Raw genomic sequence first — 23720 nt, 5'->3', positions numbered from 1 at the left:
TCACGGAGCGGAGAACCCTCCGCTTTCAATGGGTTAAGAGCAAGTGTTATGCCAGCTCATAGATGCGGCTGCAATCACCGAGCGCGCCATGTTACGCGAAAGCGTGATGCCTGACCCGACTCGCAGCGCGCCTTAAAACGCAAATCACCCTGCCGATATATCGAGCAGGGTGATTCGAAGTCTAGAACAGCCGCCACAAAGCGGGGTCGTCAGGCGTAATAGTCGACCATACCGCGACCAGCGCCCTGAGCCGGGTCGCGGATCTCGACACTACCGATCACCCGATCCTCGCCCTCGCCACTCGCGCTGCCCTCATCCACCATGCGGCTACCGCGGCCACGGCCATCGCCTTCCTGTCCCTGCCAGGCACGGCCCTGGGACTGGTCGGAAACGTTGACGTCCGCCAGGTTCATGCCCTGCTGGGTGAACATCTCGCGCAGGCGATGCATCTGGCCTTCCAAGGCCTCGCGCACGCTGGGGTGTGCGCTGGCGAAGCTGATCTGGGTCTGATCCTGGTTGAGGCTGATGCGAACGTCGAGACGCCCCAGCTCGGCGGGATCAAGCTGAATCTCCGCGGACTTGAGGTTTTGGCTGGACATCCACATCACCTTGTCCACCACACCCTCGCTAAAGCCAGCTTGTTGCATGGCCAGCGGCTGGCCAGGCACCACGGGCGCCCGACCGACCTGAGCGGTCTGCTGACCAATTGCCTGACTCAGCGCGCTGAGCTTGCTGACGAATTGTTCGGGCGGGGTGTCGGCCGAACTCTCCTTAAGCGCTTCCAGCCCTTCGGTGCTGAGTTCGAAAGACGGCAACGGCGTCGTTTCGCTGGATTCACCTTCCATAGCGCTGCTCTTCACGCCCATTGCAGCCATGGCACTGGCGAACGCCTGGCCGCTGCTGGCCGATGATGAGGTCGCCGCGCCGCCTGGCGTGGCGGTGGATTGGGCAGCGGCTTTCTCCTGAGCGCCGACCTCAAGCGCCAATTGCACGGCAGGCTGCTGGTTTAGTGCGTCGATTTCCGGATCGAAGCTGGCCTCGGTCATGGCAGCCGGGGCAGAGCCGATCAGACTGGGCGATACATCAACAGCCGGCGCAGCCTCGGGCTGCTCTTCGAGTACCTCGGCTTGTGGCTCAGGCTGGAACAGGCCCAGCAGCATCAGCGGATCGACAGCGCCCTCTTCGAGTTTAGGTTCTTCGGGCAAATCCTTGCCGCTATCGGCAACCACTGGCTCGGCGGCAACGGCCGCTGCCGGATCGCTGGCGCTTGCCTGGGGGTCGGCCTTGCCGTCGCGTGCTGACTTGGCGGCAGCGTCCTGACGCTCGGCGGCCTTGGCCTGACGCTCCTTGGCGTAGACCTGGGAGAAGCTGGAACCCTCCTGCTTACGCGGTTGCGCTGCGCTCTGCGGGGCATTGGCCGGCGCAGCCTTCGGCTTGGGGGCAGCCGCAGGGGTCAGCAAAAGATCTGGGGCAACGGGCATGAACGCTCTCCGCTTGAATAATGGCGTATACCTTGGCAAAGCAAAGGTCGGGCCAATTATTTCCAATAGCGGTCAGGCGGCAGGAAACCGCTGACGTTCGGACTTCAGCAGAATGCGCAGAATGGCGAACTCGCGTTGGATACGCGCAACCAGTTGCGCCGACTCGTCCAGTTCGCCACGGCGGGCCAGCTCCTCAAGCTCCCGGCAGGACTCGGCCAAGGCTCTGGCGCCCATATTGCTGCAACTGCCCTTGAAACTGTGGGCGGCGCGGCGCATCTCGACGGCGTCCTGGTGCTTCTCAGCCAGATGCAGCAGGCGCAGGCGTTCCTCAGAGTCGGTCATGAAGGTATCCAGCAACACCGGATACTCATCCTCCATGATCTCCTGCAGGGAATTGAGTACATCACGATCAAGATGATTGTCGGACACCCTAGACTCCAGGCCGGCCTCGAATGACGGTACGTCATTACGCGAGCCCGCTGGGGTCGCGCGCGAAAGCCGGGATTATGCCTGCGTGGTCCAGGAAAACTCCACACTGACCCGACGTCCGTCAGGCGACCACTCGCAACGCTCGCTGAACTGTCGGATCAACGCCATGCCACGCCCGCTGAAGCCACCGGCAGTGTGCTCGCGAGCAAGTACCTCCGCAGGATCGAAGCCCACGCCGCTGTCCTCGACACTCAGTGTCAGACGCCCACCACCCGGCTGCTGAGTCACATCGAAGACTACACTGACGCAGCCATCCTGCAGACTGTCGAGCCGCTCGGCACGCAACCGATAATATTCGGCGAAACCTGCCGCATCACGCTTGAGCGAAGAATCCAGCCCCAGCACACCATGTTCCAGCGCATTGGTATACAGCTCGCACAGCACGCTGTAGAGATTGCCGCCGCTGCCGCGCAATCCAGGCACTTCGAGCAGCAACTGCAACAGATGGGGCAACGGATAATAGTCGCGCAGGGTGGGGCCGCGGAAATCATAGCGTGCCGACCAACTCTCAGGGCCGCTCTGGGACTCACTCGCCGCTAACGGCGGTCGGCTGACTGCACTCTCCTGGACCATCGTCACTTCGACCAGGCTGACATCGTCGCGGGCTTCACCGTGGAATGCTTGCAGGGCCTGTTGAATATCGGCGAACAGCCGCGACGGGTCGTGACTGGCATCCAGCACGCCAAGTAGGCGCTGCTCTCCGAAGAGCTCGTCATGCTCGTTCTGCGCCTCGAGCACACCGTCAGAAAGCAGAAAGACCCGGTCGCCCAGCTCCAGCGAATAGGACTCGTAGCCGTCACGAAAACTGTCCGGGTCGAGCACCCCCAAAGGTAAGTGATGCGACACCAGCGGTACCCGCTCACCACCCTTGCGCAGTACATAACCGGCGGGCAAGCCACCGCCCCAAAAATCGACCATGCGCCGGCGAAAGCTAATGTTCAAAAGCGTTGCACAGCAGAACACGCCGCGAGGCAAAATGCGGCGTAGCTTGGCGTTGCCTTCGTGGAGAATCTCCACCAGCGAGTGCCCCTTGCCAGTCATGCGGTAGAACACTTCCGCCAGCGGCATGGCACCGATCGCCGCCGGCAGGCCGTGACCGGTGAAGTCCCCAAGCAGTACGTGCATGTCGCCGCTGGGATGAAAGGCAGCCAGCAGCAGATCGCCATTGAACAGCGCATACGGCGATTGCATATAGCGCACATTGCCAGCGCCCAGACAGCCGGAGTGCGCCACCTTGTCAAAAACAGCCTTGGCGACCAGTTGTTCGTTCTGCAGGTGCTCGTTGTGTCGGGCGATCTGGTCGCGCTGACGCAACACCTCCTGATGAAGGCGCCGCAACCGATCCATGGCGTTGATTTTGGCTTCGAGGATCACCCGACTGTAGGGCTTGGCGAGAAAATCATCGCCGCCCGCCTCCAGGCAACTGGCCAGAGCCTCCTCCTCGCTCAATGAGGTCAGAAAGATGATCGGCACCATAGCCTCGCCCGCCATGGCCTTGATCCGCTTGGCGGCTTCGAAGCCATCCATCAGCGGCATCAGCGCGTCCATCAGCACCAGCTGTGGGCGCTGCGATTCGAATAGCGCCACCGCTTCCAGGCCATTGGCGGCAGCCAGCACCCGATGCCCCTGGCGACCTACGATGGTCGACAGCAGCATGCGGTCGGTGGCGCTGTCCTCGGCGATCAGGATGGTGAGCGGTGAGGCCTTCATAGCGCCTCAGTCGATCTGGAAAAGCTGTTCGAAGTTGGAAATGGAGAGAATCTTGCGCACATCGGCATTGCAGTTGAGCAGCCGAATCTGCGCACGGTCGCCACCGGCATGGTCACGCAGCAGCAGCAGCATGCCGAGCGCCGAGCTGTCGAGGTAGGTGGTCCCCTTGAGGTCGACCGTGTAACGCTTGGGGCGGATATCGACACGCTCGTAGGCGCGGCGAAATTCCTGATGGGCGCCAAAATCGAAGCGACCTTGAATGGTGATGGTCAACTCTTGCCCGTCTTCCGAGGGCAGCGAGGTGATGGGCATGAAACACTCCTTGATATCCGGGATACCCGCAGCCCGCTATGGCGAGCCAACCTGGCCAAAAGCTGCTATGGCGAGCAGCCGATAGCTTGTTGACCCGTATGGTGATGCGGTGTCTCACCTGTTTTTCCTGGCCCTGCCCAGCCCGCACTCCGGCGTACTGAATATCGGCAATAGAAGATTTAGCACTAGCCTGCGTCAGCGGCAACCATCATTCCAGGGAATCACGTCGTGGTATGCGCTGGGACAGCTCATCGAGCAGCTTCTGCTCGCGCTTATCCTCGGCCAGACGCGCCTCGTCCAGATAGCGCTGCACCAGTTTGCGCAGCCCTTCGAGCCGCGCATAGCGCTGTTGCCAGACATCACGAACCTTGTCCACGTTGTTGCGATGCCAATTCACCGCCTGCTGCTGCTGGGCAATAGCCACGTCGAGCTGTGACAGGAAGCGCTGGTAGTTCATCAACCACTGGCCAGAGACCCCGCGCTGGCCCTCGCCCATCCATTGCTGCTGATAGCCCTGCAGGTATCTATCCAATTCGGCCAATTTGCTCTGTGCCTGCCCTAACAGCCCCTGGGCACGGCCAAGCTGCAGCGCCGCCTCGCGCTCGGCCTTCTCGGCCATATCGACTACCGGCGCCAGGCGCGCCGCTCGGCTGTTGGCCACGGGTTAAGACGCCGCTGTGGGGTTGAGCACTGCCGCCAGCAACTCGCGACTGCTATCCAGGCTCTCGCTCTCGCCAAGGGCCTGACGCAGGTAGCGCACCATCACTGGTTGACGGGCAATGGCCAGGTCGGTGTCGGCATCGCCGCCCGGGACGTAGGCACCAACGCTGATAAGGTCGCGGCTCTGCTGATAGCGCGACCACAGCTGCTTGAAGCGCTGGGCGTTGCGCATATGCTCGGGGCTGACCACCTGGGGCATCACCCGGCTGATCGAGGCTTCGATATCGATGGCCGGATAATGGCCTTCTTCGGCAAGGCGCCGGGACAGGACGAAGTGACCGTCGAGCACCCCGCGCGCGGCGTCGGCGATGGGATCCTGCTGGTCATCGCCCTCGGAGAGCACGGTGTAGAACGCCGTGATCGAGCCGCCGCCAGCCTCTGCATTACCGGCGCGCTCGACCAGACGCGGCAGCTTGGCGAACACCGAAGGTGGATAGCCTTTGGTAGCGGGTGGTTCGCCGATGGCCAAGGCGATTTCCCGCTGGGCCTGGGCGAAACGGGTCAGCGAATCCATCAGCAGCAAAACGTTCTTGCCCTTGTCGCGGAAGTATTCGGCGATGCGCGTACAGTACATGGCGGCACGCAAGCGCATCAGCGGCGCATCGTCGGCTGGCGAGGCGACGACCACGGAGCGCTTGATGCCCTCCTCGCCAAGAATCTCGTCGATGAATTCCTTCACCTCGCGACCCCGCTCACCGATCAGGCCGACCACGATGATCTCGGCTTCAGTGAAGCGGGTCATCATGCCCAGCAACACCGACTTACCCACCCCGGTACCGGCGAAAAGGCCCAGACGCTGGCCACGGCCGACGGTGAGCAGGCCGTTGATGCTGCGAATGCCGACGTCCAGTGGCTCGCTGATCGGGTGGCGCTTGAGCGGGTTGATGGTCGGCCCGTCCATCGGCACCCAATCCTCGGCCTTCATGCCGCCCTTGCCATCCAGGGCGCGCCCGGCGCCATCGAGCACCCGACCAAGCATCGACATGCCCATGGGCAGGCGGCCGGTATCCGGCAGCGGCACCACACGGGCGCCCGGCGCGATACCGGCCAGGCTGCCGACCGGCATCAGGTAGATCTTGCCGGAGGAAAAGCCCATCACCTCGGCCTCGACCTGCACCGGGTGATAGCTGTCGTCGTTGATCACCAGGCAGCGGCTACCCAGCGCGGCGCGCAGGCCTTCGGCTTCCAGGGTGAGGCCGACCATGCGCAGCAGGCGCCCTTCGACGATAGGCTGGGTCGGCAGTTTGACGGCCTCGCCGTAACCTTCCATGCGGCGGGCGAAGCTCAGGCGCTCAAGGCGCATCGCTGGCGTCCAGATCGATGACCATGTCGGGAGTGCGTGGCGTGGTGGCATGCTCGCGTTGCTGCTCGAACAGCTGCTTGATTGCCTGATTCAGCCGGGTTTCCACGCTGGCGTCGATACGGCTGTGCTCGCTTTCCACCCGGCAGCCGCCCGGCAGCAGCGAGTCATCCTCGAGAATCCGCCAGCTTTCCTCGTGACGATCGCGCAGTGCCTTGACCAGCTCGAAATCCTGGGGATTAAGGTGAATGCGGATATTTTCCGCGCCCATTGGCAACAGCTTGAGCGCCTCGCGCAACACTTGGCGAATCTGGCTGGAGTCGCGGCTCAGTTCACGCTGGATGACTTCGCGGGTGATCTGGCCGATCAACGTGACCAAGGCGAGCTCCAACTGCTTGTCCTGCTCGGCGATTGGCTCGAACAGATGCAGCATGACCTGCTCGAGCGCCTGCACGCGCCCGGCCAGAGTGGTATCAGCTTCCTGCTTGGCTTTGAGTTGGCCGGCGCGAAAGCCATCCTTCTCGCCCGTGGCGAAGCCCTCGTTGTAGGCGTCCTGGCGGATGGCCTCGAGCTCGTCGAGCGTCAAGGGTTTGACATCCTCGAGGGCCACCTCCTCGCTTTCCTGAGGCGGAGGTGGCGCCTCGGCAGCCAACGGCTCAGGGTCCGGCGCCTGCTCTTGAGACTCATCGTTTTCGTCGAAGCTAGGCAACGACCAGCGATCGACGCTGCGCACATCCTTGGCGCGAATCAGTTCGCTGACAGGTTCCTTGCCGGCCATGGGTTACACCATCTCCTCGCCGCCCTTGCCGCCCAGCACGATCTCGCCGGCCTCGGCCATGCGTCGGGCGATGGTGAGAATTTCCTTCTGCGCCCCTTCCACGTCGCTGACCCGCACCGGCCCTTTAGCCTCCAGGTCATCTCGCAGCAGCTCGGCGGCGCGCTTGGACATATTCTTGAAGACCTTTTCCTTGATCGCCTCGTCCGCGCCCTTGAGGGCCAGCACCAGCACATCGGAGGAAACCTCGCGCAGCAGCGCCTGGATGCCGCGGTCGTCGACGTCGGCCAGGTTGTCGAAGACGAACATCAGGTCCTCGATCTGCGACGACAGGTCCTCGTCGATCTCGCGGATCGAATCCATCAGCGGCCCTTCGACCGAGCTGTCGAGGTAGTTCATGATATCCGCGGCGCGCTTCACACCGCCCATGGTGGCACGGGTAGTGTTGGAGCTGCCGGAGAACTGCTTCTCCAGAATCAGGTTGAGTTCCTTGAGCGCCGCGGGCTGTACGGTATTCAGGGACGACACGCGCAGCACGATGTCCAAGCGCACCTTGTGATCGAAATGGCTGAGTACTTCGCCGGCCTGATCGGGGTCCAGGTAGGCGACCACGATGGCTTGAATCTGCGGGTGCTCGTAGCGGATCACGTCGGCGACCGCTCGCGGCTCCATCCACTTCAGGCTGTCCAGACCGCTGGTGCTGCCACCGAGCAGAATGCGGTCGATCAGGTTGCCGGCCTTGTCCTCGCCCAGCGCCTGGGTGAGCATCTTGCGAATGTAGCCGTCGGCGCCCACACCCAGGCTGGTCTGGTCGCCCACGGTGTCGACGAACTCACCCATCACCTGCTCGACCTGCTCGCGGTGAATATTGCGCATGGCAGCCATGGCCACACCCACGCGCTGAACCTCCTTGGGGCCCAGATGACGAAGCACCTGGGCGGCGTCGGTCTCACCCAGCGAGAGCAGAAGAATCGCGGCCTTCTCGACCTTGCTCATCTTGGCGGCAGTGCGGTTCTCACTCATCGGCATTGATCCAATCTTTGACTACCTGGGCGACACGGCCCGGATCTTCGGCGACCAGACTTTTGATCGCGTTCAGTTGTGCATCATACCCCTCGCTCGGGCTCGGCAACATAATGCTTTGCGGCCCGCCGAGGCTTACCCGATCAGAGGACAGGCCGTCGAGACCGCCCATTTCGCCGAGGTCGACGTCGCCGTCGCGGCCGCCACCCGCCAGAGCCAGATCCTTGCCTTTGCCACCACCGGTGATGTTGTTGAGTACCGGGCGTAGCACGAACCACACCAGGAGGAAGATCAACAGCGCAGGGAACAGCGACTTGAGACCGCCCATGGCCATCAGGAACAGATCGCTCTGGTACCACGGTACATCGATCACTTCCGCGGTTTCGCTGCTGAACGGCGTGTTGATCACGCTGACGCTGTCGCCACGGCTGGCATCGAAGCCGACCGAGTCCTGAACCAGGCGGGTGAAGCGCGCCAGATCGTCGGTGGTCCACGGTACGCGCGTGGTTGCGCCGGTGGCCGGGTCGACACGCATCTGGTCATCGACCACCACGGCGACAGAAAGCCGGCGCAGGCGACCCTGCTGCTGCTTGGTGTAGCTGACCGAACGATCGAGCTCGAAGTTGCGGGTCGACTGGTCACGCTTGTCGGCCGGATACGGCGCCAGCATCGGCTGGCCGGTAGCCGGGTCCATGATCTGCTGACCATTGGCATCGACCAGTGGCTGACCGGGGGCGATCGGGCCGCCAGGCGCCGCGGCGCCGCCAGTTTGCTGCGGGGCGGTAGCCGGGCCAGGCGGCTGATTGCTCAGGGCACCGGGTACGCCCTGCGGGCCGCTGCCGCTGCTGCGCTGTTCATTGACCTGCTGCTCGCTGCGCAGGGCCGGCTGGTCCGGATTGAAGGTTTCCGAAGTCGACTCGACGGCGCTGAAATCCACGTCGGCGGAGACTTCAGCCTTGTAGCGGCCGACGCCCAGCACCGGTTGCAGAATGTTGTGCACGCGCTGGGTGAACAGGCTTTCCATGCGGCGGCTGTAATCGAACTGCTTGCCGGCCATGCTCAGCTCGGACATTTCCTGCTGATCGGACAGCAGATTGCCCTTCTGGTCGACCACGGTAACTTGGGCCTTGTCCATTTCCGGTACGCTGCTGGCGACCAGATTGACGATGGCCATCACCTGGCTCGGTTCCAGGCTGCGCCCGGCGTACAGTTCGACCAGTACCGAGGCGCTGGGCTTGCGCTCGTCACGCACGAACACCGAACTCTTCGGAATCGCCAGGTGCACGCGGGCGGCCTTGACGTTGTTCAGGCTCGACACGGTGCGCGCCAGCTCGCCCTCCAGGCCACGGCGATAGCGGGTGGCTTCCATGAACTGGCTGGTGCCCAGGCCCTGCTCCTTGTCGAGGATCTCGAAACCGATGCTGGTATCGGTCGGCGCTACGCCGGCAGACGCCAGGCGAATGCGCGCCTGGGCCAGATCCGAGGACTTGACCAGTAGCGCGCCGGAGTTCGGTTCAACGGTGTAATCGATATTGGCGGCGGTCAGGGTTTCCATCACGCTGCGCGCATCCATGCCCTCGAGGCTGCCATATAGCGGCTTGTACTCGGGCTGTTGCGACCACAGCACCACGGCGAAACCAATCGCTACGCTGGCGGCCAGGCCGATCAGCAGGCCGGCTTGGCGCAACAGCGGCATGTCGGAGAGGTTTTCCAGAAAGGTCAGCCCGAACAGCGGCTTCTTCGGCGCGTTGTCAGCGGCAGTGGCGGGTACGTTTGCAGCGAGCGTGTCGGCCATGATGGAAATCTACCCCTTAAACCGGCATCTGCATGATGTCTTGGTAGGCCTGGACCAGCTTGTTGCGCACTTGGGTCATGGCCTGAAACGAGACACTGGATTTTTGCGAGGCGATCATCACGTCGGTCAGGTCGACGCCGCTTTGGCCCATCTCGAAAGCGGTAGCCAGTTGGCTGGCGGCATTCTGGGTTTCGCTGACCTTGCTCACCGCCTGACCGAGCATGTCCGAGAAACTCGGCGCGCCAACTTCTTGAGCCTGGGGCACAGCCGGTTTGCGCGCCATGGCCTCGGCCTGCATCGAGCGCATTTCCAGCATTAGACGATTGAACGCGACACCCTGACTCATGACCTTTCCTCCACCTGACCGCGGTTTTTTGACGCCGCGAGTGCTTTGCTGAGGGTGATTGCAACAAAGGTGCCAACTACTGGAAGCGCCATAAACACGTTGCTTGCCAAGGGCTTGAAGCAGAAAGCAGGCCAGCTCTGGCGAAGCGACGCCAGGAAAAGCGCCCCCATAAAAAAGCCGCGCCTTTCCAGCAAAAGGCGCGGCAAGGATGGAGGGATTACTGGCTGACGGTCAGTTTGGCGCGGTTGCGTTCGAGCAAGGCTTCACCGATGCCTTTGACTTCGAGCAGCTCGTCCACCGAGGCGAATTCGCCGTGGGTATCGCGATAGGCGACGATAGCCTGCGCTTTCACCGCGCCCACGCCGCTAAGCTCGCGCTGCAGGGTTTCGGCGTCGGCGGTATTGAGGTTGACGGGATTGAGCTCGGCCACTTGCTGGGCCACCGGTTCGGTAGCCGGCGCCTTGGTCGACTCGTTGGCGCCGGCCAGCAACGTGGCGCTGGCGGCCAGGGAAAACAGCAAGGCTTGCAGGGTAGTTTTCAGCATGATTAGACGTCCTTTTCGTGTTCGACTCGAGTTGAGCGACGCGGGTACTCCATACGCCGCATGATCAAAACTAGTCCGCCCGAATCGGGTGTCAACGAATGGCTTTGTAACCACTCTTTCCGCGGCTATCTAAACCCCCCTCTCGCCGCTAAGATGCGCGTCTCCATTTACCATGCGTGTTCGACCATGCCCGCCAACGCCCGCTTTCCCCTGCTCCCGTACCTCTGTGCCTGCATCGTCGGGCTTCTTGCGCTGGGCAGCCTCTGGCAAACCATCGGCAAGCCCGTGGTGCTGGCCGACGCCGCCACGCCGACCCACAAACTGCAATGTGCGTCTTACACGCCGTTCGGCAAGGATCAGTCGCCGTTCGATCTGCCCCTGCAGATCAACCCCGAGCAGATGGACACCGACCTGGCGCTGCTGGCCCAGCGTTTCCAGTGCATTCGTACCTATTCGGTCACCGGCCTGGAAAAGCTGCCGGAGCTGGCCCGCAAGCATGGCCTGAAGTTGATCACCGGCGCCTGGGTCAGCCGCAACCCGCATGACACGGACGTCGAGATCCAGGGCCTGATCAAGCTGGCCAAGGAAAACCCGGATGTGGTCGAGGCGGTCATCGTCGGCAACGAAGCCCTGCTGCGCAAGGAAGTCACCGGCGGGCAGCTGGTCGAGCTGATCAACAAGGTCAAGGCTGAAATCACTCAGCCGGTCACCTACGCCGATGTCTGGGAGTTCTGGCTCAAGCACCCGGAAGTCGCGCCGGCAGTGGACTTCATCACCATTCACCTGCTGCCGTACTGGGAAGACAACCCGGCCGGCATCGACGCGGCCTTGCACGAAGTGACCGAAGTGCGCGAGCTGTTCGGCAAAAAGTTCGCGCCCAAGGACATCATGATCGGCGAGACCGGCTGGCCCAGCGAAGGCCGCCAGCGGGAAACCGCCGTGCCGAGTCGCGTCAACCAAGCCACCTTCATTCGCGGTTTCGTCGCCCTGGCCGAGCAGCACGGCTGGCGCTACAACCTGATCGAAGCCTTCGACCAACCCTGGAAGCGCGTCAGCGAAGGCGCGGTGGGTGGTTTCTGGGGCTTGTACGACGCGGATCGCCAAGACAAGTCGGTTCTCGCCGGCCCGGTATCCAACCTACCGCACTGGCCGCTGTGGCTGGCCATCAGCGCAGGCGTTCTGGCCGTCGGCCTGCTGATCGGTGGTCGCCCGAGTTCGACGCGCAACGCTGTGCTTCTGCCGCTGATGGCGGCACTGGGCGCGGCCTGTATGGGCCTATGGGCGGAGTTGGCCTGGGTGACCAGCCGCTATATCGGCGAATGGCTGTGGGCCGCCGCCCTGCTCGCCCTCAATCTGCTGGTGCTGGCCCATGCCACACTGGCGCTATCCACCGCGCAAGGCTGGCGAGCAAAGGCTTTCGGCTGGCTGGAGCGGCGTGCAGGCTGGTGGCTGGCGGCAGCCGGCTTCGCCGGTGCGGTGATGATGCTGGCAATGGTCACCGATGCGCGCTACCGCAGCTTCCCCAGCGCCGCGCTGCTGCTGCCGGCAGTGGTCTATCTGCTGCGCCCAGTAGCGGCCCCGCGCCGGGAAATCGCTCTGCTGGCCGTGCTGATCGCCGCCGGCATCGTGCCGCAGCTCTATGAAGAAACCCTGGGCAACCTGCAGGCCATCGGCTGGGCCATCACCAGCGCACTGCTGGCTGCCGCGCTGTGGCGTAGCCTGCGACTCTCGAAGAACCGCTAGAAATGCCGCGGGTGCTGCGCTTGCCGCGCAGCGCCCGATTTGGTTAGTGCGTCGCCGTGACAGCCGGCGCGCGTACCAAACGCAGCAGCGCCAGCACCACAGCGAATACCGCCAGGCTAGCGGTGTACAGCGCCAGCGCCGGCACGCCGAGCAGCAGCCCCGGCACCGCCAGGCGCCAGCCCCAGACGCCAGGCACCACGAATGCCAGCAGCGCACAGCCCAGGGCAGTCAGGGCAATGATTCGCAGGTGAATCATCCAGCCCAGGGTGCCACGCACCTGGCAGGCCAGAAGGCCGGGATCGTCGACGCAGCGACCGACCCACTGATCGCCCTCCATGAGCAGGTAGCGCAACGCATAACTGGCGACCACGCAGGCGAGCGCTGCAATCACCAAGGCGACGATGGATGAACGACGAGGCATGCTGCACTCCAGAGGGCTTGAAAACGGCGCTCAGCATAATCTCACGGCAGGCGGATGCAAGCGGCAAATAAGGAGGTGCCGATAGTGACGTGAGTGCCCGAGTGCAAGGCCGTTGGCGGCTCAACCGCCTTCTGGTATACCCATTGCCAGCGCAGCGAAATTTCCCATGGCACTTTGACACAACCGCGATTGTCCTACTCATCGCGGCTGATGCCGAAAGCACCGGCTTGCCGGCCACCTCTGAAAAGAATGTTCTCTTCCAAAGGGACTTTGTATGTCTTTCATTCCCCGTCTTGCAGCCCTGCTCGGCGCCCTGCTGTTCAGCGTCTCCGTCTGGGCCGCCGACGTTGACCCGCAAACCTACGGCTATCCGCTGACCAACCCGTTCGAAGCCACCATCGCCACCACACCACCGGATTTGCGCCCCAAGCTGCCCGAAGACGCGGATATCAAGCAGGGCGATTACCAGGTTCGCCTGCGTCCGGAGCGTGAGTTTCAGCTGCCTGACAACTTCTGGGCGGTAACCAAGATGAGTTATCGCCTGGCCGAGCAGGATGGCCCGGCACCGCTGATCTTCATCATCGCCGGCACGGGCGCGCGTTATTCGAGCAGCACGCCCGAATACCTGAAGAAGCTGTTCTATGGCGCGGGCTACCATGTCGTGCAGCTGTCCTCGCCTACCAGCTACGACTTCATGACCTCCGCCTCGCGCTTCGCCACACCCGGCATCAGCCGCGACGATGCCGAGGACATGTACCGCGCCATGCAGGCGGTACGCGCCCAGCACCCGCGCCTGCAGGTCACCGATTACTACCTGACGGGCTACAGCCTGGGCGCCCTGCATGCGGCGTTCGTCAGCCAGCTGGACGAGACGCGCCGCAGCTTCAACTTCAAGCGCGTGCTGATGCTCAACCCGCCGGTCAACCTTTACACCTCGATCACCAACCTGGATCGACTGGTGCAGACCCAGGTGAAAGGCATCACCAACCGCACCACCTTCTATGAACTGGTGCTGGCCAAGCTGACCCGCTACTTCCAGCAGAAGGGTTACGTAGATATCAACGATGCCCTGCTCTACGACTTCCAGCAGTCCAAGGAACACCTGACCAACGAACAACTGGCCATGCTGATCGGCACCTCGTTCCGCTTCTCGGCCGCCGACATCACCTTTACCTCGGACTTGATCAACCGCCGCGGCCTGATCACTCCGGTCGATTATCCGATTGGCGAGGGCACCAGCCTGACGCCGTTCTTCCGCCGCGCGCTGCAGTGCGACTTCGACTGCTACATGTCAGAACAGTTGATCCCCATGTGGCGAGCCCGCTACGACGGCGGCAGCATGAGCCAGCTGATCAACGAGGTCAGCCTGTACGGCATCGAGGACTACCTGAAGAACAGCCCCAAGATCGGTGTGATGCATAACGCCGACGACGTGATCCTCGGCCCTGGCGACCTCGGCTTCCTGCGCCGCACCATGGGCGATCGCCTGACCGTGTACCCCTACGGCGGCCACTGCGGCAACCTCAATTACCGCGTCAACAGCAACGACATGTTGGAGTTCTTCCGTGGCTAAGTCCTTTACTACTCTCGCACTGTTCGCTGCCGTGTTGAGCTGCGGCACCGCCTCCGCCCAGACCACCGTCGAGGACGATGGCTTCAAGCAGCCGCTCAAGGAACTCAAGTTCAACCCGGGCCTGAACCAGCGCGAGTTCGAGCGCTCGACCCTTTCGGCACTGGAAATCCAGGATCCGCTGGAGTCATGGAACCGCCGGGTCTACCACTTCAACTACCGCTTCGACGAATGGGTGTTCCTGCCTGTGGTCGACGGCTACCGCTACGTCACGCCGACCTTCATGCAAAAGGGCGTGACCAACTTCTTCAGCAACCTGGGCGACGTGTCCAACCTGGTCAACAGTGCCCTGCAACTCAAAGGCGAGCGCGCCCTGAACACCACCGCGCGCCTGCTGTTCAATACCACCATCGGCGTGGTCGGTCTGTGGGACCCGGCCACCCTGATGGGCCTGCCCAAGCACCGTGAGGACTTCGGCCAGACCCTGGGCTTCTATGGCACCCCGGCAGGCCCCTACCTGATGCTGCCGATTCTCGGCCCGTCCAACCTGCGCGACACCACGGGCCTCGTGGCGGACTTCGGCATCAACCAGCAGATCAACTACCTCAACGTCGCTGAGGCTAGCAGTGCTCACCCCGAGATCATCGTTCTCAGGGGCATCGACCAGCGCTCCACCACCAGCTTCCGCTACGGCCAACTGAACTCGCCATTCGAATACGAGAAGCTGCGCTTCTTCTACACCGAATCGCGCAAGCTGCAAATCGCCGAGTGAACACTCGGGTGGCGCTGCAAGGCGCCACCCGCTACATCGATATTCTCGATAGATGAGTTGACCTTTTCCCAACCATCTGACGGATCGGCTGGCCTACCATGGACGCATCACTTTTCACGGGAGACAGCCCCATGACCCAACTACGCCGAGTCCTTGCCATTCAGCCAGGGCAGCCTGCCTCAGACGGTGCCGGCGTGCGTCTGAACCGGGTCATTGGTGGTGCTGGTATCGAACGTTTCGATCCGTTTCTGATGCTCGACGAGTTCAGCACCGACAATGCCGACGACTACATCGCCGGCTTTCCGCCCCATCCCCACCGTGGCTTCGAGACCATCACCTACATGCTTGAAGGGCGCATGCGCCATGAAGATCACCTCGGTAACGTGGGCCTGCTGCAGGGCGGTGACGTGCAATGGATGACTGCCGCGCGGGGCATCATCCACAGTGAAATGCCCGAGCAGGAACAGGGCGCCATGCGCGGTTTCCAGTTATGGCTGAACCTGCCTGGCCGCGAGAAGATGGCCGACCCGCAGTACCGCGACATCCCCAACGCGCAGATTCCGCGTCTGCACACTGAACAGGGTGTCGAGGTCGTGGTAATCGCCGGCAGCTTCGCCGAAGGCCAGCAGCGTCAGGCCGGTGCCGTGCAGCGTCCGGATACTGAGCCCCAGGTCTTAGACCTGCGCCTGCCCGCTGGCAGCGTCGTACGCCCCGAGCTTCCCGCCGGCCACCGCGCCCTGCTGTACGTCTACCAGGGTAAGGCACAAGTGCAGGACAGCCACGAGGCCCACGCTGGCCGACTGGTACGCCTGGATGATCAGGGCGAGCTGCTGATCAGCAGCGCTGATGGCGCCGGCGTGCTGCTGATCGCCGGCAAGCCGCTGAACGAGCCGATCGTGCAGTACGGGCCTTTCGTGATGAACAGCCGGGAAGAGATCGAACAGGCGCTGCGTGATTTCCGTGATGGCACCTTTGGCTGAAATCTCCTTCAGCGCTGGTGATTGCGCTTGAACGTGTCCTCGCCCATCGCAGCGATATGCCCTTCGATCAGCGCATCGAAGGGCTTGAGCAGCGCCCGGTAGTCAGCGGGCGCTTCGAGTACATTCAGGGCTTCGACGATGGCCTCCAGTGTCGACAGCGAGCCCTCCATCGGCGCCTTGCGCAGGCGATAGCGTGATGGCGGCGCGTCGGCCAAGGTCACCCGTGGCAGGCCTGCCAACAGAGGATTCATATAGAGAATTTTGCGAGCCTTGCGCCATGTGCCATCAGGCACGATCAACCGCACAGGCAGTGGGTCTGCATCACCAGGCAGTTCGCTGATCGCCCGCGCCTGCTCACCCGGAAACAGCAGGCAGGTGCGATAGCCGGGCTCTGCCACCCACTCCGGTAGCGCCTCGAATACCTCACCAACCCACAACGCGGCACTACGCAGCCCCAGTACAGCGAGATTCGCGGTATTGAGCGCGTGGTCGACTTCAGTAGGGTGCTGCAGCACCAGCACTTCGGTGCGACTGGGCAAATCGGGAATCAGGGCGCACAGGCAGTGGCTGGCCGGGCGCCTGCAGCGCGAACAACGGGGGCGTGGCATAGGGCGGGTCTCCTCGACCGCGCAGTGTGCCACAGCACGCCCGCGCAGCCGAGGGCAGAGGGTCAGCGGTTGAAACGCTCGGCCAGGCTGTGCAGGTAGTCGGCCATGCTTTCCAACTCCTTGCCGATCGCCGCGCCCTGATGGGCCTGCTCGGCGCCCTGCTCGGAGAGCTGGGCGATGCGGGTAATCTGCCGGCTGATATCGTCGGCCACCTGGCCCTGCTCCTCGGAAGCCGCGGCGATCTGCTGGCTCATGCCGCTGATGCGACTGACAGATTCACTGATGCCGTCCAGCGCAATGCGCACCGCTTCTACGCTCTGCACGCTTTCACGGGAGATCTCCTCACCGCGACCGGCCGTGGCGACGGCGCGCTCGGCACCGGCCCGTAGCGACGCGATGATCTGGTGAATCTGCTGGGTCGATTCGCGAGTACGCGAGGCCAACGAACGAACCTCGTCGGCCACCACGGCGAAGCCCCGCCCCTGCTCGCCGGCACGGGCTGCTTCGATGGCGGCGTTGAGGGCTAGCAGGTTGGTCTGCTCGGCAATCGAGGTGATCACATCGGCCACGCTGCCGATCGATTGGGTGGAGTTGGCCAGATCGTTTACAGCCTGGCCGATATCCACCACAGCCTTGGCCATGTGCTGCATGGATTCCAAGCTACCACCGGCCAGCTGTCGCCCTTCCCGAGCCAATCTGTCGGCCTCTTCGGCCGCATGGCTGGTAGTCTGCACGTTCTGGGATACTTCTTGAATGGTCGCTGCCATCTGGTTGATGGCGGTGGCCGACTGGTCAGTTTCGCTGCGCTGCTGATCGAGCATCTCGGCGCCTGAGCGCGAGAAACCCGCGGCCTGGGCCGCCTGCCGCTTGACGTTGACGCCGGCATCTTCGAGTCGCGTCAGCGCCGTCTGCAAGCGCGCCTCTTCGCTGATCATCGCCATGTCGAGCAAGGCCTGGGCACCGCGGCTGTCGCTATAGGTGAGCGCCACCAGGCTGCTGGTAAACGCCTTGGGATGCTCCGCCAGGGTACGGCGAATCAGTGCGCGCTTGCTGTACAGCTGATAGGAGCCCAGCGCAGCCATCACCGCGACCACGAGCGCCGCCAGCCACACGCCGGAAAGCGTGCTCTGGGCGGCGAGGATTACCAGCGCGGTGACAATCAGCGGCCAGGAGCGAATCAGGTCATAGGTCAGGTGTTCGATTTTCGGCACGGGCGCTTTGCCGGCGCGCAACCTTGCATACAGCGCCTCGGCGCGACGCTTCTGATCTTCGCTGGGCAGTGAACGCACGGATTCGTACCCGGCCACCTTGCCATTCTCGTAAACGGGCGTGACATAGGCGCTGACCCAGTAGAAATCGCCATTCTTGGAGCGGTTCTTGACGATACCCATCCAAGGCTTGCCCTGCTTGATGGTGTCCCACATGTGGCCGAATACAGCTGGCGGCATATCGGGATGGCGCACCAGATTGTGCGGCTGGCCGATCAGCTCTTCACGTGTAAAGCCGCTGATCGCCACAAAGGCATCGTTGCAATAGGTGATCTTGCTGCTCAAATCAGTGGTGGAAATCAACCGCTCGTGGCCGGGAAAAGTCCTTTCCCGCTGAGTTACCGGAAGATTCTGACGCATGGTTGCAGTCCTTTAGTACGTGAAGGGTACGTCCTTTCCGCTCAACTATGTCTAGCACAGCAAAATAGCCGCGCCAGCACGGGCAGGCGGTAACGCTCAAACGCTGAACAGAAGACAAGCGCGAAGCCGCCAGCCGGCTCCGTGCCATACCCTCCCGAACGGGTCTGCTTTTTTGTCGGCAATTTTTTGAACGACTTGAGAATACGTTGAACCAAGTTCACGGCCGCTTGTCGGCAACGCGCGCGTCTCAGCACGCTGGGTACCAGCAATAAGGGCTATTGGAATAGGCAAAGGGTAATGCCGGATACATAAGTGAAAGGGCGAGCCCCCATGAAAATGGTTCGATGCTTACGTATCGAACCGATCAACATGTCACTTATCGATAAAAGAAAACGAGCGCCAATCACCTCCAAGGCGTTGACGACTCAAAACAAGCGCCTAAAAGGACGCTTGTGGGGGAATTTCACGGGGGTGGATCAGTGGCGGCGACGGCGCTCTTCGGCCAAGCGACGCTGCTCTTCGCTACGAATTGGAATGGGCTGCATGCGCGGGGCAAACAGGGCATTGAGCTGGGCAGTGATTTTTTCGAACCAGTTTTTCATAAGTGCATCCTCGAACTGCGCACGGCTTTGGTGACCGCTTGACTTGAGAGTAGCCCAAACCCTGGCGCGAGTGGAGAGCCAAGCAGCCTCAAAGCGTTGCAAGTCGCTACCGACTGTCGCTTTGTTTGTCAGCCAGCACGTCCCGCCTCGCCTTAAAACTGATATTCGATGCCCGCACCCGCATACCAGGAGCGCCCGGGCGCCGCTTCGTAAAAACGGCTGTTGCCATCGCCGACAATTACCGAGCCGACGTATTGGCGATCCAGCAGGTTATCCAGGCGCAGGGTCTGGTGGGTTTTCCAGGGGCCGAAGTGCTGCTCGAATCGCGTGCGCCAATTGAACACTGTGTAGCTCGGCGCCGCTTTCTCGGTATTGGTGTCTTCGACGTAGACCTTGCTGCGGTAAAGCCCCTCAAATGCCGTACTGATACCATCGACCGGCTTCCAGGCCAGCTCGCCAAATAGCGTGGTGCGAGGTACGCCGGGCAAATCGTTGCCTTTATCGATGCTGTTGTTGCCGGCGACGAAGCGCGAATCATAAGTCGCGGCCAGGTAGGTGTAGGCCAACGCAGCCGACCATTGTTCGGTGAACTGACTTTCGACGCCCAGCTCGAAACCGCGCCGCAGGGTCTTGCCGGCGTTCTGGTAGCTGGTACGGCCGTCGCGATTTTCCAGCACGACGATCTCGTCGTCAGTGTTGATCTGGAAGATTGCGGCATTGATGCGAGTATCTCTGGCGACTCGGGCTTTCAGGCCGATTTCGTACTGAGTGCTTTCAGAAGGTTCTAGGCTGTAGTTGAAACCGGCATTGCCCTGGGAATAAGCCAACTCGGCCTGGCTTGGCGTTTCAAAACCCTTGCCGACGCTGACGTAGCCATTCAGATCCGGCGTAAAAGCGTAGCCAACGCTTACCGATGGCGTGGCCTTTTCGTAGCGTTTGGTGCCACTGTCATCGCCATTGGCGCCGACGATGTACTTGTCATCGACATCCACTTCCACGGTGCTGTAGCGCAGGCCGCCCTGCATAGTCCAGTTGCCGATGGTCCAGGTCGCTTGGGCGTATGGATCCAGGCTGGTAACGGTGTCGACTTCATCGCGTCGCAAGTTGCCTTTTACCCCATTACTGGCACCCGAAAAATTCTCATATCCACGGCGATCATCGCGACTCTGATCGTAATCGAGCCCGAACACCAGACGCAGGTCCCCGCTTATCCCGTCCACCGGCTGCAGCCAACGAATGCTGCCGCCATGAAACTCACGGTCGAAGTCGACGACGCCGCCGCTGTTGTTCGGGTTGTTTTGCGGCCCACGTGGAATGGCCAAGTACTGAACCACCCTGCGTTTGCCCGCATAAACAGTGGTCTGCAGCGTAGAGTCTCCAAAATAGCGCTCGTAGTTGGCGCCCAGCTGCTGATGATCGATGCTCTTGCGAGTATTGAAATCCAAGGCGTTGGTCGCCACAGAACGCGGATCCGCCTTATAAGCCTCCCACGCCTGCCCCAGCGGATCCTGGGTGCCGTTCTGCTCCAGGCTGCTATAGATCAGCGCCAGCTTGCTGTCTTCATCGGGCTTGAAATTGAGCTTGGCGAAGGTCTGGTCACGGCGCGCGGCGCTGTGGTCGCGATAGCCGTCGGTGTCCATGCGCGAGGCGTCGAGCACGAAGCCCACGCCGTCAGCTTCGCCTTCGGCGGTGAGGTGATTGCGGCTCAGGCCGTCGCTGCCAATCAGCGTCTCGGCGCCGATACGCGGGCGACCCGCACCATCGCGTGAGAACACCTGGATCACCCCACCGGCGTTGCTGCCGTACAACGTGGAAGCCGGCCCGCGCAGCACTTCGATGCGTTCGGCGGTGTCGAGGTTGAAGGTCGCCGCCTGGCCCTGCCCGTCCGGGGTGCTGGCGGGAATGCCATCGGTGATCAGCTTCAGCCCCCGCACGCCAAAGGCCGAGCGCGCCCCGAAGCCACGGGACGATATCTGCAGATCCTGCGCGTAGTTCTGGCGGTTCTGCACCACCAGCCCGGGCACCCGCGTCAGCACTTCCGAGGCGTTGATGCCCAGCTGACCGTCACTGATCTGTTCGCGGTCGATGCTGTCCACCGAAAACGGCAGGTCGAAGCTCTGCGCCTCGCTGCGCGAGCCGCTGACCACGCTGGGCTCAAGCACCAGCGTATCGGTCGCCTCCTGCGCCTGCGCAGTGCCCGCCGCCGCACAGCCACATAACAGGATGGCGCGGCTCAGGTGGGAGAGTTCGAAGGGGCGCGATGGGGGGCTACAGCTCATTGGAAGATCCTTTCATAGTTCGACTCGGCGCCCCGTGGCGCAGCCACCCGGATCGAGTGGCCCAGGCAAGCGGGAGACTGACCGCTGGCCAGCTCAGCCACGCGGTCGCAAAGCCCGCCATTGTGACCGGTGCAGGCCTGAGGTGCGACCTGCAGGCCTGCGCCGTCGTTCAAACAATAGTGAGTCCCGGGCGCCTCGAGCACGCGACCATGGGCACGCCGCGCATTGCGACGGTAAGCCTATACCGGCGGACGGTGAGCTTGCCTTGCGTGCATCATCCAGCAACACTGCCGCCCTTCTTTAGATGACTGGAGCCCGCCGTGCGCCCTGCCGACATGCTGCGCCTCTTGCTGCTCGCTGCAATCTGGGGGGCCAGCTTCCTGTTCATGCGTATCGTCGCGCCAGTGATTGGCAGTATGCCGACCGCCTTCTTTCGCGCCTCCATCGCCATGCTCGGCCTGCTGGCAATCCTGCTGCTGATGCGGGTGAAATGGGACTTTCACGGCAAACTTGGCTTTTGTCTGGTACTCGGCGTGATCAATGCCGGCATCCCCTCGGCCATGTACAGCATGGCGGCGCTGGTGCTGCCGGCGGGTTACTCGGCGATCATCAATGCCACCACGCCGATGATGGGCGTGCTGATCGGTGCCTTGTTCTTCGCCGAAGCGATGACGATGAGCCGCGCGGCGGGTGTCGCCCTGGGCCTGTTCGGCGTCGCCGTGCTGACCCGCAGCGGGCCGGCGGAACTGGACATGGGCTTGCTGCTGGGCGCCTTCGCCTGCTTGCTGGCGACAGCCTGCTATGGCGTGGCCGGTTTTCTGACCCGGCGCTGGATCGCAGGCCGGCTGGATAACCGACTCACCGCGTTCGGCAGCTTGTTGGGCGCCAGCCTGTTCCTGTTGCCGCTGTTCGCCGGCTCACTGGCCTTGGGAGCGCCAACCAGCTGGGGCGGCTGGCTGGAATGGGCATCGCTGCTGGGCTTGGGGCTGGGCTGCACGGCGTTCGCCTATGTGCTGTATTTCCGCCTGCTCAACGACATCGGGCCGATCAAGGCATCGACCACCACCTTTCTGATCCCGATCTTTGGCGTGCTGTGGGGCGCGCTGCTGCTCGGCGAGCCGTTGTCCTGGGCGCATCTGTACGGCGGCGTGCTGATCGCTATCGCGTTGTGGCTGGTGGTTCGGCCTACGAAGAATCTGGCGACCTAGGTAGAGCCCTTCGTGATTAGGCGGGAGCCGATACTTTTTCGTCCGACCTAAACGCGGTGTCGAACGGTGAAGTTGGTGGGCTGCGCCCACCCTACGGGGAGGCGCGAAGTTGAAGGCAAGCCGAGATTAGCGGCCTACCGTGGGAGCGGGCTGGGACGCCTGGTTCATGCCCGCGAATCGGGCGCATGGTTCCCTCCCACATTCGACAGAACCGGCTCGACTCTCCGTCGGTTCGTGACCAGGCAATATCTACGCGTTAGCTCGTCACTCGTTCAGCTTGATCGGCTCGCCCCTGGCGGGCGCTGGAGACGAGCCAATCAATAGTGCCGCCAGCTACTTACTGCTGCAGTTCCTGCTCGGTGAACAGGTCGCTGAACAGCATGCTGGTCAGGTAGCGCTCGCCGGAATCGGGCAGGATCACCACGAGGGTCTTGCCCTGCATCTCCGGCTGTTCGGCCAGGCGTACCGCTGCGGCCATCGCCGCGCCGCAGGAAATCCCGCAGAGAATGCCTTCTTCACGCATCAGGCGCAGGGCCATGGCCTTGGCGTCTTCGTCGGTGACCTGCTCGACGCGGTCGACCAGCGACAGATCGAGGTTCTTCGGCACGAAGCCGGCGCCGATGCCCTGGATCTTGTGCGGGCTGGGTTTGACTTCATCTCCGGCGATGGTCTGGCTGATCACCGGCGAAGAAACCGGCTCGACCGCCACGGACAGGATCGCCTTGCCCTGGGTCTGCTTGATGTAGCGGGAGATGCCGGTGATGGTGCCACCGGTGCCGACGCCGGACACCAGCACATCGATGGCGCCCTCGGTGTCGTTCCAGATTTCCGGGCCGGTGGTTTTCTCGTGGATCGCCGGGTTGGCCGGGTTCTCGAACTGCTGGGGCATGTAGTACAGCTCGGGGTTGGAGGCGGCGATTTCGGCGGCTTTCTCGATGGCGCCCTTCATGCCCTTGGCCGGCTCGGTCAGCACCAGCTCGGCACCCAGCGCCTTCAATACCTTACGGCGCTCCAGGCTCATGGAGGCCGGCATGGTCAGCATCAGTTTGTAGCCACGGGCGGCGGCGACGAAGGCCAGGCCGATGCCGGTGTTGCCGGAGGTCGGCTCGACCAGGGTCATGCCCGGCTTGAGCACTCCGCGGGCCTCTGCGTCCCAGACCATGTTGGCGCCGATCCGGCACTTCACCGAATAGGCCGGGTTTCGGCCTTCGATCTTGGCCAGGATGGTCACGCCCTTGGGCCCGAGGCGGTTGATCATCACCAGCGGAGTGTTGCCGATAGCCTGGGCGTTGTCTGCGTAAATGCGGCTCATGGTATACCGGTTCCTTGTCATGACTGAGCCCGTCAGCCTATGCCTCAAGCCCAGGCGCGTCCAGCGTCTGGAAAGTCGAACTCAGGCCGATCGGCGGCAGTC

Annotated in this window: 22 protein-coding genes; 5 read left to right on the top strand and 17 right to left on the bottom strand. The window is 62.7% G+C overall.

Annotated features, from left to right (window positions below):
- Nucleotides 1-209: 209 nt before the first annotated feature.
- The 11 genes from BM279_RS10360 to BM279_RS10310 form a co-directional block, all read right to left on the bottom strand.
- Nucleotides 210-1481 carry a flagellar hook-length control protein FliK gene (locus BM279_RS10360; protein ID WP_093503436.1) on the bottom strand — a complete coding sequence of 424 codons (1272 nt, stop codon included), beginning with the start codon at nt 1479-1481 and terminating at the stop codon, nt 210-212.
- Between the two features lie 72 nt (nt 1482-1553).
- On the bottom strand, nt 1554-1910 hold the full coding sequence (locus BM279_RS10355; RefSeq protein ID WP_093503434.1) for an Hpt domain-containing protein: 357 nt from the start codon (nt 1908-1910) through the stop codon (nt 1554-1556).
- A gap of 75 nt (nt 1911-1985) precedes the next feature.
- Entirely contained in the window at nt 1986-3680 is a 1695-nt protein-coding gene (locus tag BM279_RS10350; RefSeq protein WP_093503432.1) for an ATP-binding SpoIIE family protein phosphatase, read from the bottom strand.
- Between the two features lie 6 nt (nt 3681-3686).
- Nucleotides 3687-3992, bottom strand: coding sequence for an STAS domain-containing protein (locus BM279_RS10345; RefSeq protein ID WP_013791031.1), 306 nt, complete (start codon nt 3990-3992; stop codon nt 3687-3689).
- A 208-nt stretch (nt 3993-4200) separates the two neighbouring features.
- Nucleotides 4201-4653 carry a flagellar export protein FliJ gene (fliJ, locus tag BM279_RS10340; protein ID WP_013791030.1) on the bottom strand — a complete coding sequence of 151 codons (453 nt, stop codon included), beginning with the start codon at nt 4651-4653 and terminating at the stop codon, nt 4201-4203.
- A gap of 3 nt (nt 4654-4656) precedes the next feature.
- Complete coding sequence (gene fliI, locus BM279_RS10335) at nt 4657-6015, bottom strand: flagellar protein export ATPase FliI (RefSeq protein ID WP_093503430.1); 1359 nt, start codon at nt 6013-6015, stop codon at nt 4657-4659.
- The gene (gene fliH, locus BM279_RS10330; RefSeq protein ID WP_093503428.1) at nt 6005-6790 is read right to left on the bottom strand and encodes a flagellar assembly protein FliH; all 786 of its coding nucleotides are present in this window, start codon (nt 6788-6790) and stop codon (nt 6005-6007) included. The genes fliI and fliH overlap by 11 nt, the downstream gene beginning before the upstream one ends.
- Before the next feature lie 3 nt (nt 6791-6793).
- Nucleotides 6794-7810 carry a flagellar motor switch protein FliG gene (gene fliG, locus BM279_RS10325; protein WP_093503545.1) on the bottom strand — a complete coding sequence of 339 codons (1017 nt, stop codon included), beginning with the start codon at nt 7808-7810 and terminating at the stop codon, nt 6794-6796.
- Nucleotides 7803-9605, bottom strand: coding sequence for a flagellar basal-body MS-ring/collar protein FliF (gene fliF / locus BM279_RS10320; RefSeq protein ID WP_093503426.1), 1803 nt, complete (start codon nt 9603-9605; stop codon nt 7803-7805). The genes fliG and fliF overlap by 8 nt, the downstream gene beginning before the upstream one ends.
- Before the next feature lie 16 nt (nt 9606-9621).
- Nucleotides 9622-9951 (bottom strand): flagellar hook-basal body complex protein FliE, encoded by a 330-nt coding sequence (gene fliE, locus BM279_RS10315; protein ID WP_093503424.1) that lies wholly within the window; start codon nt 9949-9951, stop codon nt 9622-9624.
- 217 nt (nt 9952-10168) lie between these two features.
- Complete coding sequence (locus BM279_RS10310) at nt 10169-10495, bottom strand: ComEA family DNA-binding protein (protein WP_093503422.1); 327 nt, start codon at nt 10493-10495, stop codon at nt 10169-10171.
- Nucleotides 10496-10681: 186 nt separating this feature from the next.
- On the opposite strand from BM279_RS10310, the gene BM279_RS10305 reads away from it, so the two are divergent.
- Nucleotides 10682-12238 carry a glycoside hydrolase family 17 protein gene (locus tag BM279_RS10305; protein WP_093503420.1) on the top strand — a complete coding sequence of 519 codons (1557 nt, stop codon included), beginning with the start codon at nt 10682-10684 and terminating at the stop codon, nt 12236-12238.
- 43 nt (nt 12239-12281) lie between these two features.
- Here BM279_RS10305 and BM279_RS10300 read toward each other — a convergent pair whose 3' ends face one another.
- Nucleotides 12282-12659 (bottom strand): hypothetical protein, encoded by a 378-nt coding sequence (locus tag BM279_RS10300; protein WP_093503418.1) that lies wholly within the window; start codon nt 12657-12659, stop codon nt 12282-12284.
- 274 nt (nt 12660-12933) lie between these two features.
- On the opposite strand from BM279_RS10300, the gene BM279_RS10295 reads away from it, so the two are divergent.
- The 3 genes from BM279_RS10295 to BM279_RS10285 all read left to right on the top strand — a co-directional run bounded on the left by BM279_RS10295 (nt 12934) and on the right by BM279_RS10285 (nt 15981).
- Complete coding sequence (locus BM279_RS10295; protein WP_093503416.1) at nt 12934-14232, top strand: serine/threonine protein kinase; 1299 nt, start codon at nt 12934-12936, stop codon at nt 14230-14232.
- Nucleotides 14225-15001: an MlaA family lipoprotein gene (locus BM279_RS10290; RefSeq protein ID WP_093503414.1), complete on the top strand. Its 777-nt coding sequence runs from the start codon at nt 14225-14227 to the stop codon at nt 14999-15001. Before BM279_RS10295 ends, BM279_RS10290 begins: the two co-directional genes overlap by 8 nt.
- 131 nt (nt 15002-15132) lie before the next feature.
- Nucleotides 15133-15981: a pirin family protein gene (locus BM279_RS10285; protein ID WP_093503412.1), complete on the top strand. Its 849-nt coding sequence runs from the start codon at nt 15133-15135 to the stop codon at nt 15979-15981.
- An 8-nt stretch (nt 15982-15989) separates the two neighbouring features.
- On the opposite strand, the gene BM279_RS10280 is transcribed toward BM279_RS10285, so the two are convergent.
- The 4 genes from BM279_RS10280 to BM279_RS10270 form a co-directional block, all read right to left on the bottom strand.
- Nucleotides 15990-16589, bottom strand: a complete 600-nt coding sequence (locus BM279_RS10280; RefSeq protein WP_093503410.1) for a tRNA-uridine aminocarboxypropyltransferase — start codon at nt 16587-16589, stop codon at nt 15990-15992.
- A gap of 62 nt (nt 16590-16651) precedes the next feature.
- Nucleotides 16652-18217 (bottom strand): methyl-accepting chemotaxis protein, encoded by a 1566-nt coding sequence (locus BM279_RS10275; protein ID WP_093503408.1) that lies wholly within the window; start codon nt 18215-18217, stop codon nt 16652-16654.
- A 476-nt stretch (nt 18218-18693) separates the two neighbouring features.
- Nucleotides 18694-18819, bottom strand: coding sequence for a PA1414 family protein (locus BM279_RS23670; RefSeq protein WP_279626494.1), 126 nt, complete (start codon nt 18817-18819; stop codon nt 18694-18696).
- Nucleotides 18820-18971: 152 nt separating this feature from the next.
- A complete protein-coding gene (locus BM279_RS10270; protein ID WP_093503406.1) occupies nt 18972-21098 on the bottom strand; it encodes a TonB-dependent receptor family protein in 2127 nt (708 codons plus the stop codon).
- Between the two features lie 320 nt (nt 21099-21418).
- Between BM279_RS10270 and BM279_RS10265 the strand changes: the two genes are divergently transcribed.
- Nucleotides 21419-22306 carry a DMT family transporter gene (locus BM279_RS10265; RefSeq protein ID WP_093503404.1) on the top strand — a complete coding sequence of 296 codons (888 nt, stop codon included), beginning with the start codon at nt 21419-21421 and terminating at the stop codon, nt 22304-22306.
- A 337-nt stretch (nt 22307-22643) separates the two neighbouring features.
- Here the strand turns inward: BM279_RS10265 and cysK are convergent, their stop codons facing one another.
- Complete coding sequence (gene cysK / locus BM279_RS10260) at nt 22644-23618, bottom strand: cysteine synthase A (RefSeq protein WP_093503402.1); 975 nt, start codon at nt 23616-23618, stop codon at nt 22644-22646.
- Nucleotides 23619-23720 lie beyond the last annotated feature (102 nt).

Source organism: Phytopseudomonas straminea (genome assembly GCF_900112645.1).
Taxonomy (GTDB): Bacteria; Pseudomonadota; Gammaproteobacteria; order Pseudomonadales; family Pseudomonadaceae; genus Aquipseudomonas; species Aquipseudomonas straminea.
Note: the sequence above shows the minus strand (reverse complement) of the source record. Positions and strands in the feature narration are given on the sequence as shown.

Coding starts and splice junctions, on each gene's coding strand:
- BM279_RS10350 (WP_093503432.1), bottom strand. CDS start 3,680: ATGAAGGCCTCACCGCTCACCATCCTGATCGCCGAGGACAGCGCCACC.
- BM279_RS10280 (WP_093503410.1), bottom strand. CDS start 16,589: ATGCCACGCCCCCGTTGTTCGCGCTGCAGGCGCCCGGCCAGCCACTGC.
- BM279_RS10345 (WP_013791031.1), bottom strand. CDS start 3,992: ATGCCCATCACCTCGCTGCCCTCGGAAGACGGGCAAGAGTTGACCATC.
- BM279_RS10270 (WP_093503406.1), bottom strand. CDS start 21,098: ATGAGCTGTAGCCCCCCATCGCGCCCCTTCGAACTCTCCCACCTGAGC.
- BM279_RS10300 (WP_093503418.1), bottom strand. CDS start 12,659: ATGCCTCGTCGTTCATCCATCGTCGCCTTGGTGATTGCAGCGCTCGCC.
- fliG (WP_093503545.1), bottom strand. CDS start 7,810: ATGAGTGAGAACCGCACTGCCGCCAAGATGAGCAAGGTCGAGAAGGCC.
- cysK (WP_093503402.1), bottom strand. CDS start 23,618: ATGAGCCGCATTTACGCAGACAACGCCCAGGCTATCGGCAACACTCCG.
- fliF (WP_093503426.1), bottom strand. CDS start 9,605: ATGGCCGACACGCTCGCTGCAAACGTACCCGCCACTGCCGCTGACAAC.
- BM279_RS10295 (WP_093503416.1), top strand. CDS start 12,934: ATGTCTTTCATTCCCCGTCTTGCAGCCCTGCTCGGCGCCCTGCTGTTC.
- BM279_RS10310 (WP_093503422.1), bottom strand. CDS start 10,495: ATGCTGAAAACTACCCTGCAAGCCTTGCTGTTTTCCCTGGCCGCCAGC.
- fliH (WP_093503428.1), bottom strand. CDS start 6,790: ATGGCCGGCAAGGAACCTGTCAGCGAACTGATTCGCGCCAAGGATGTG.
- fliI (WP_093503430.1), bottom strand. CDS start 6,015: ATGCGCCTTGAGCGCCTGAGCTTCGCCCGCCGCATGGAAGGTTACGGC.
- BM279_RS10360 (WP_093503436.1), bottom strand. CDS start 1,481: ATGCCCGTTGCCCCAGATCTTTTGCTGACCCCTGCGGCTGCCCCCAAG.
- BM279_RS10285 (WP_093503412.1), top strand. CDS start 15,133: ATGACCCAACTACGCCGAGTCCTTGCCATTCAGCCAGGGCAGCCTGCC.
- BM279_RS23670 (WP_279626494.1), bottom strand. CDS start 18,819: ATGAAAAACTGGTTCGAAAAAATCACTGCCCAGCTCAATGCCCTGTTT.
- BM279_RS10305 (WP_093503420.1), top strand. CDS start 10,682: ATGCCCGCCAACGCCCGCTTTCCCCTGCTCCCGTACCTCTGTGCCTGC.
- BM279_RS10275 (WP_093503408.1), bottom strand. CDS start 18,217: ATGCGTCAGAATCTTCCGGTAACTCAGCGGGAAAGGACTTTTCCCGGC.
- fliE (WP_093503424.1), bottom strand. CDS start 9,951: ATGAGTCAGGGTGTCGCGTTCAATCGTCTAATGCTGGAAATGCGCTCG.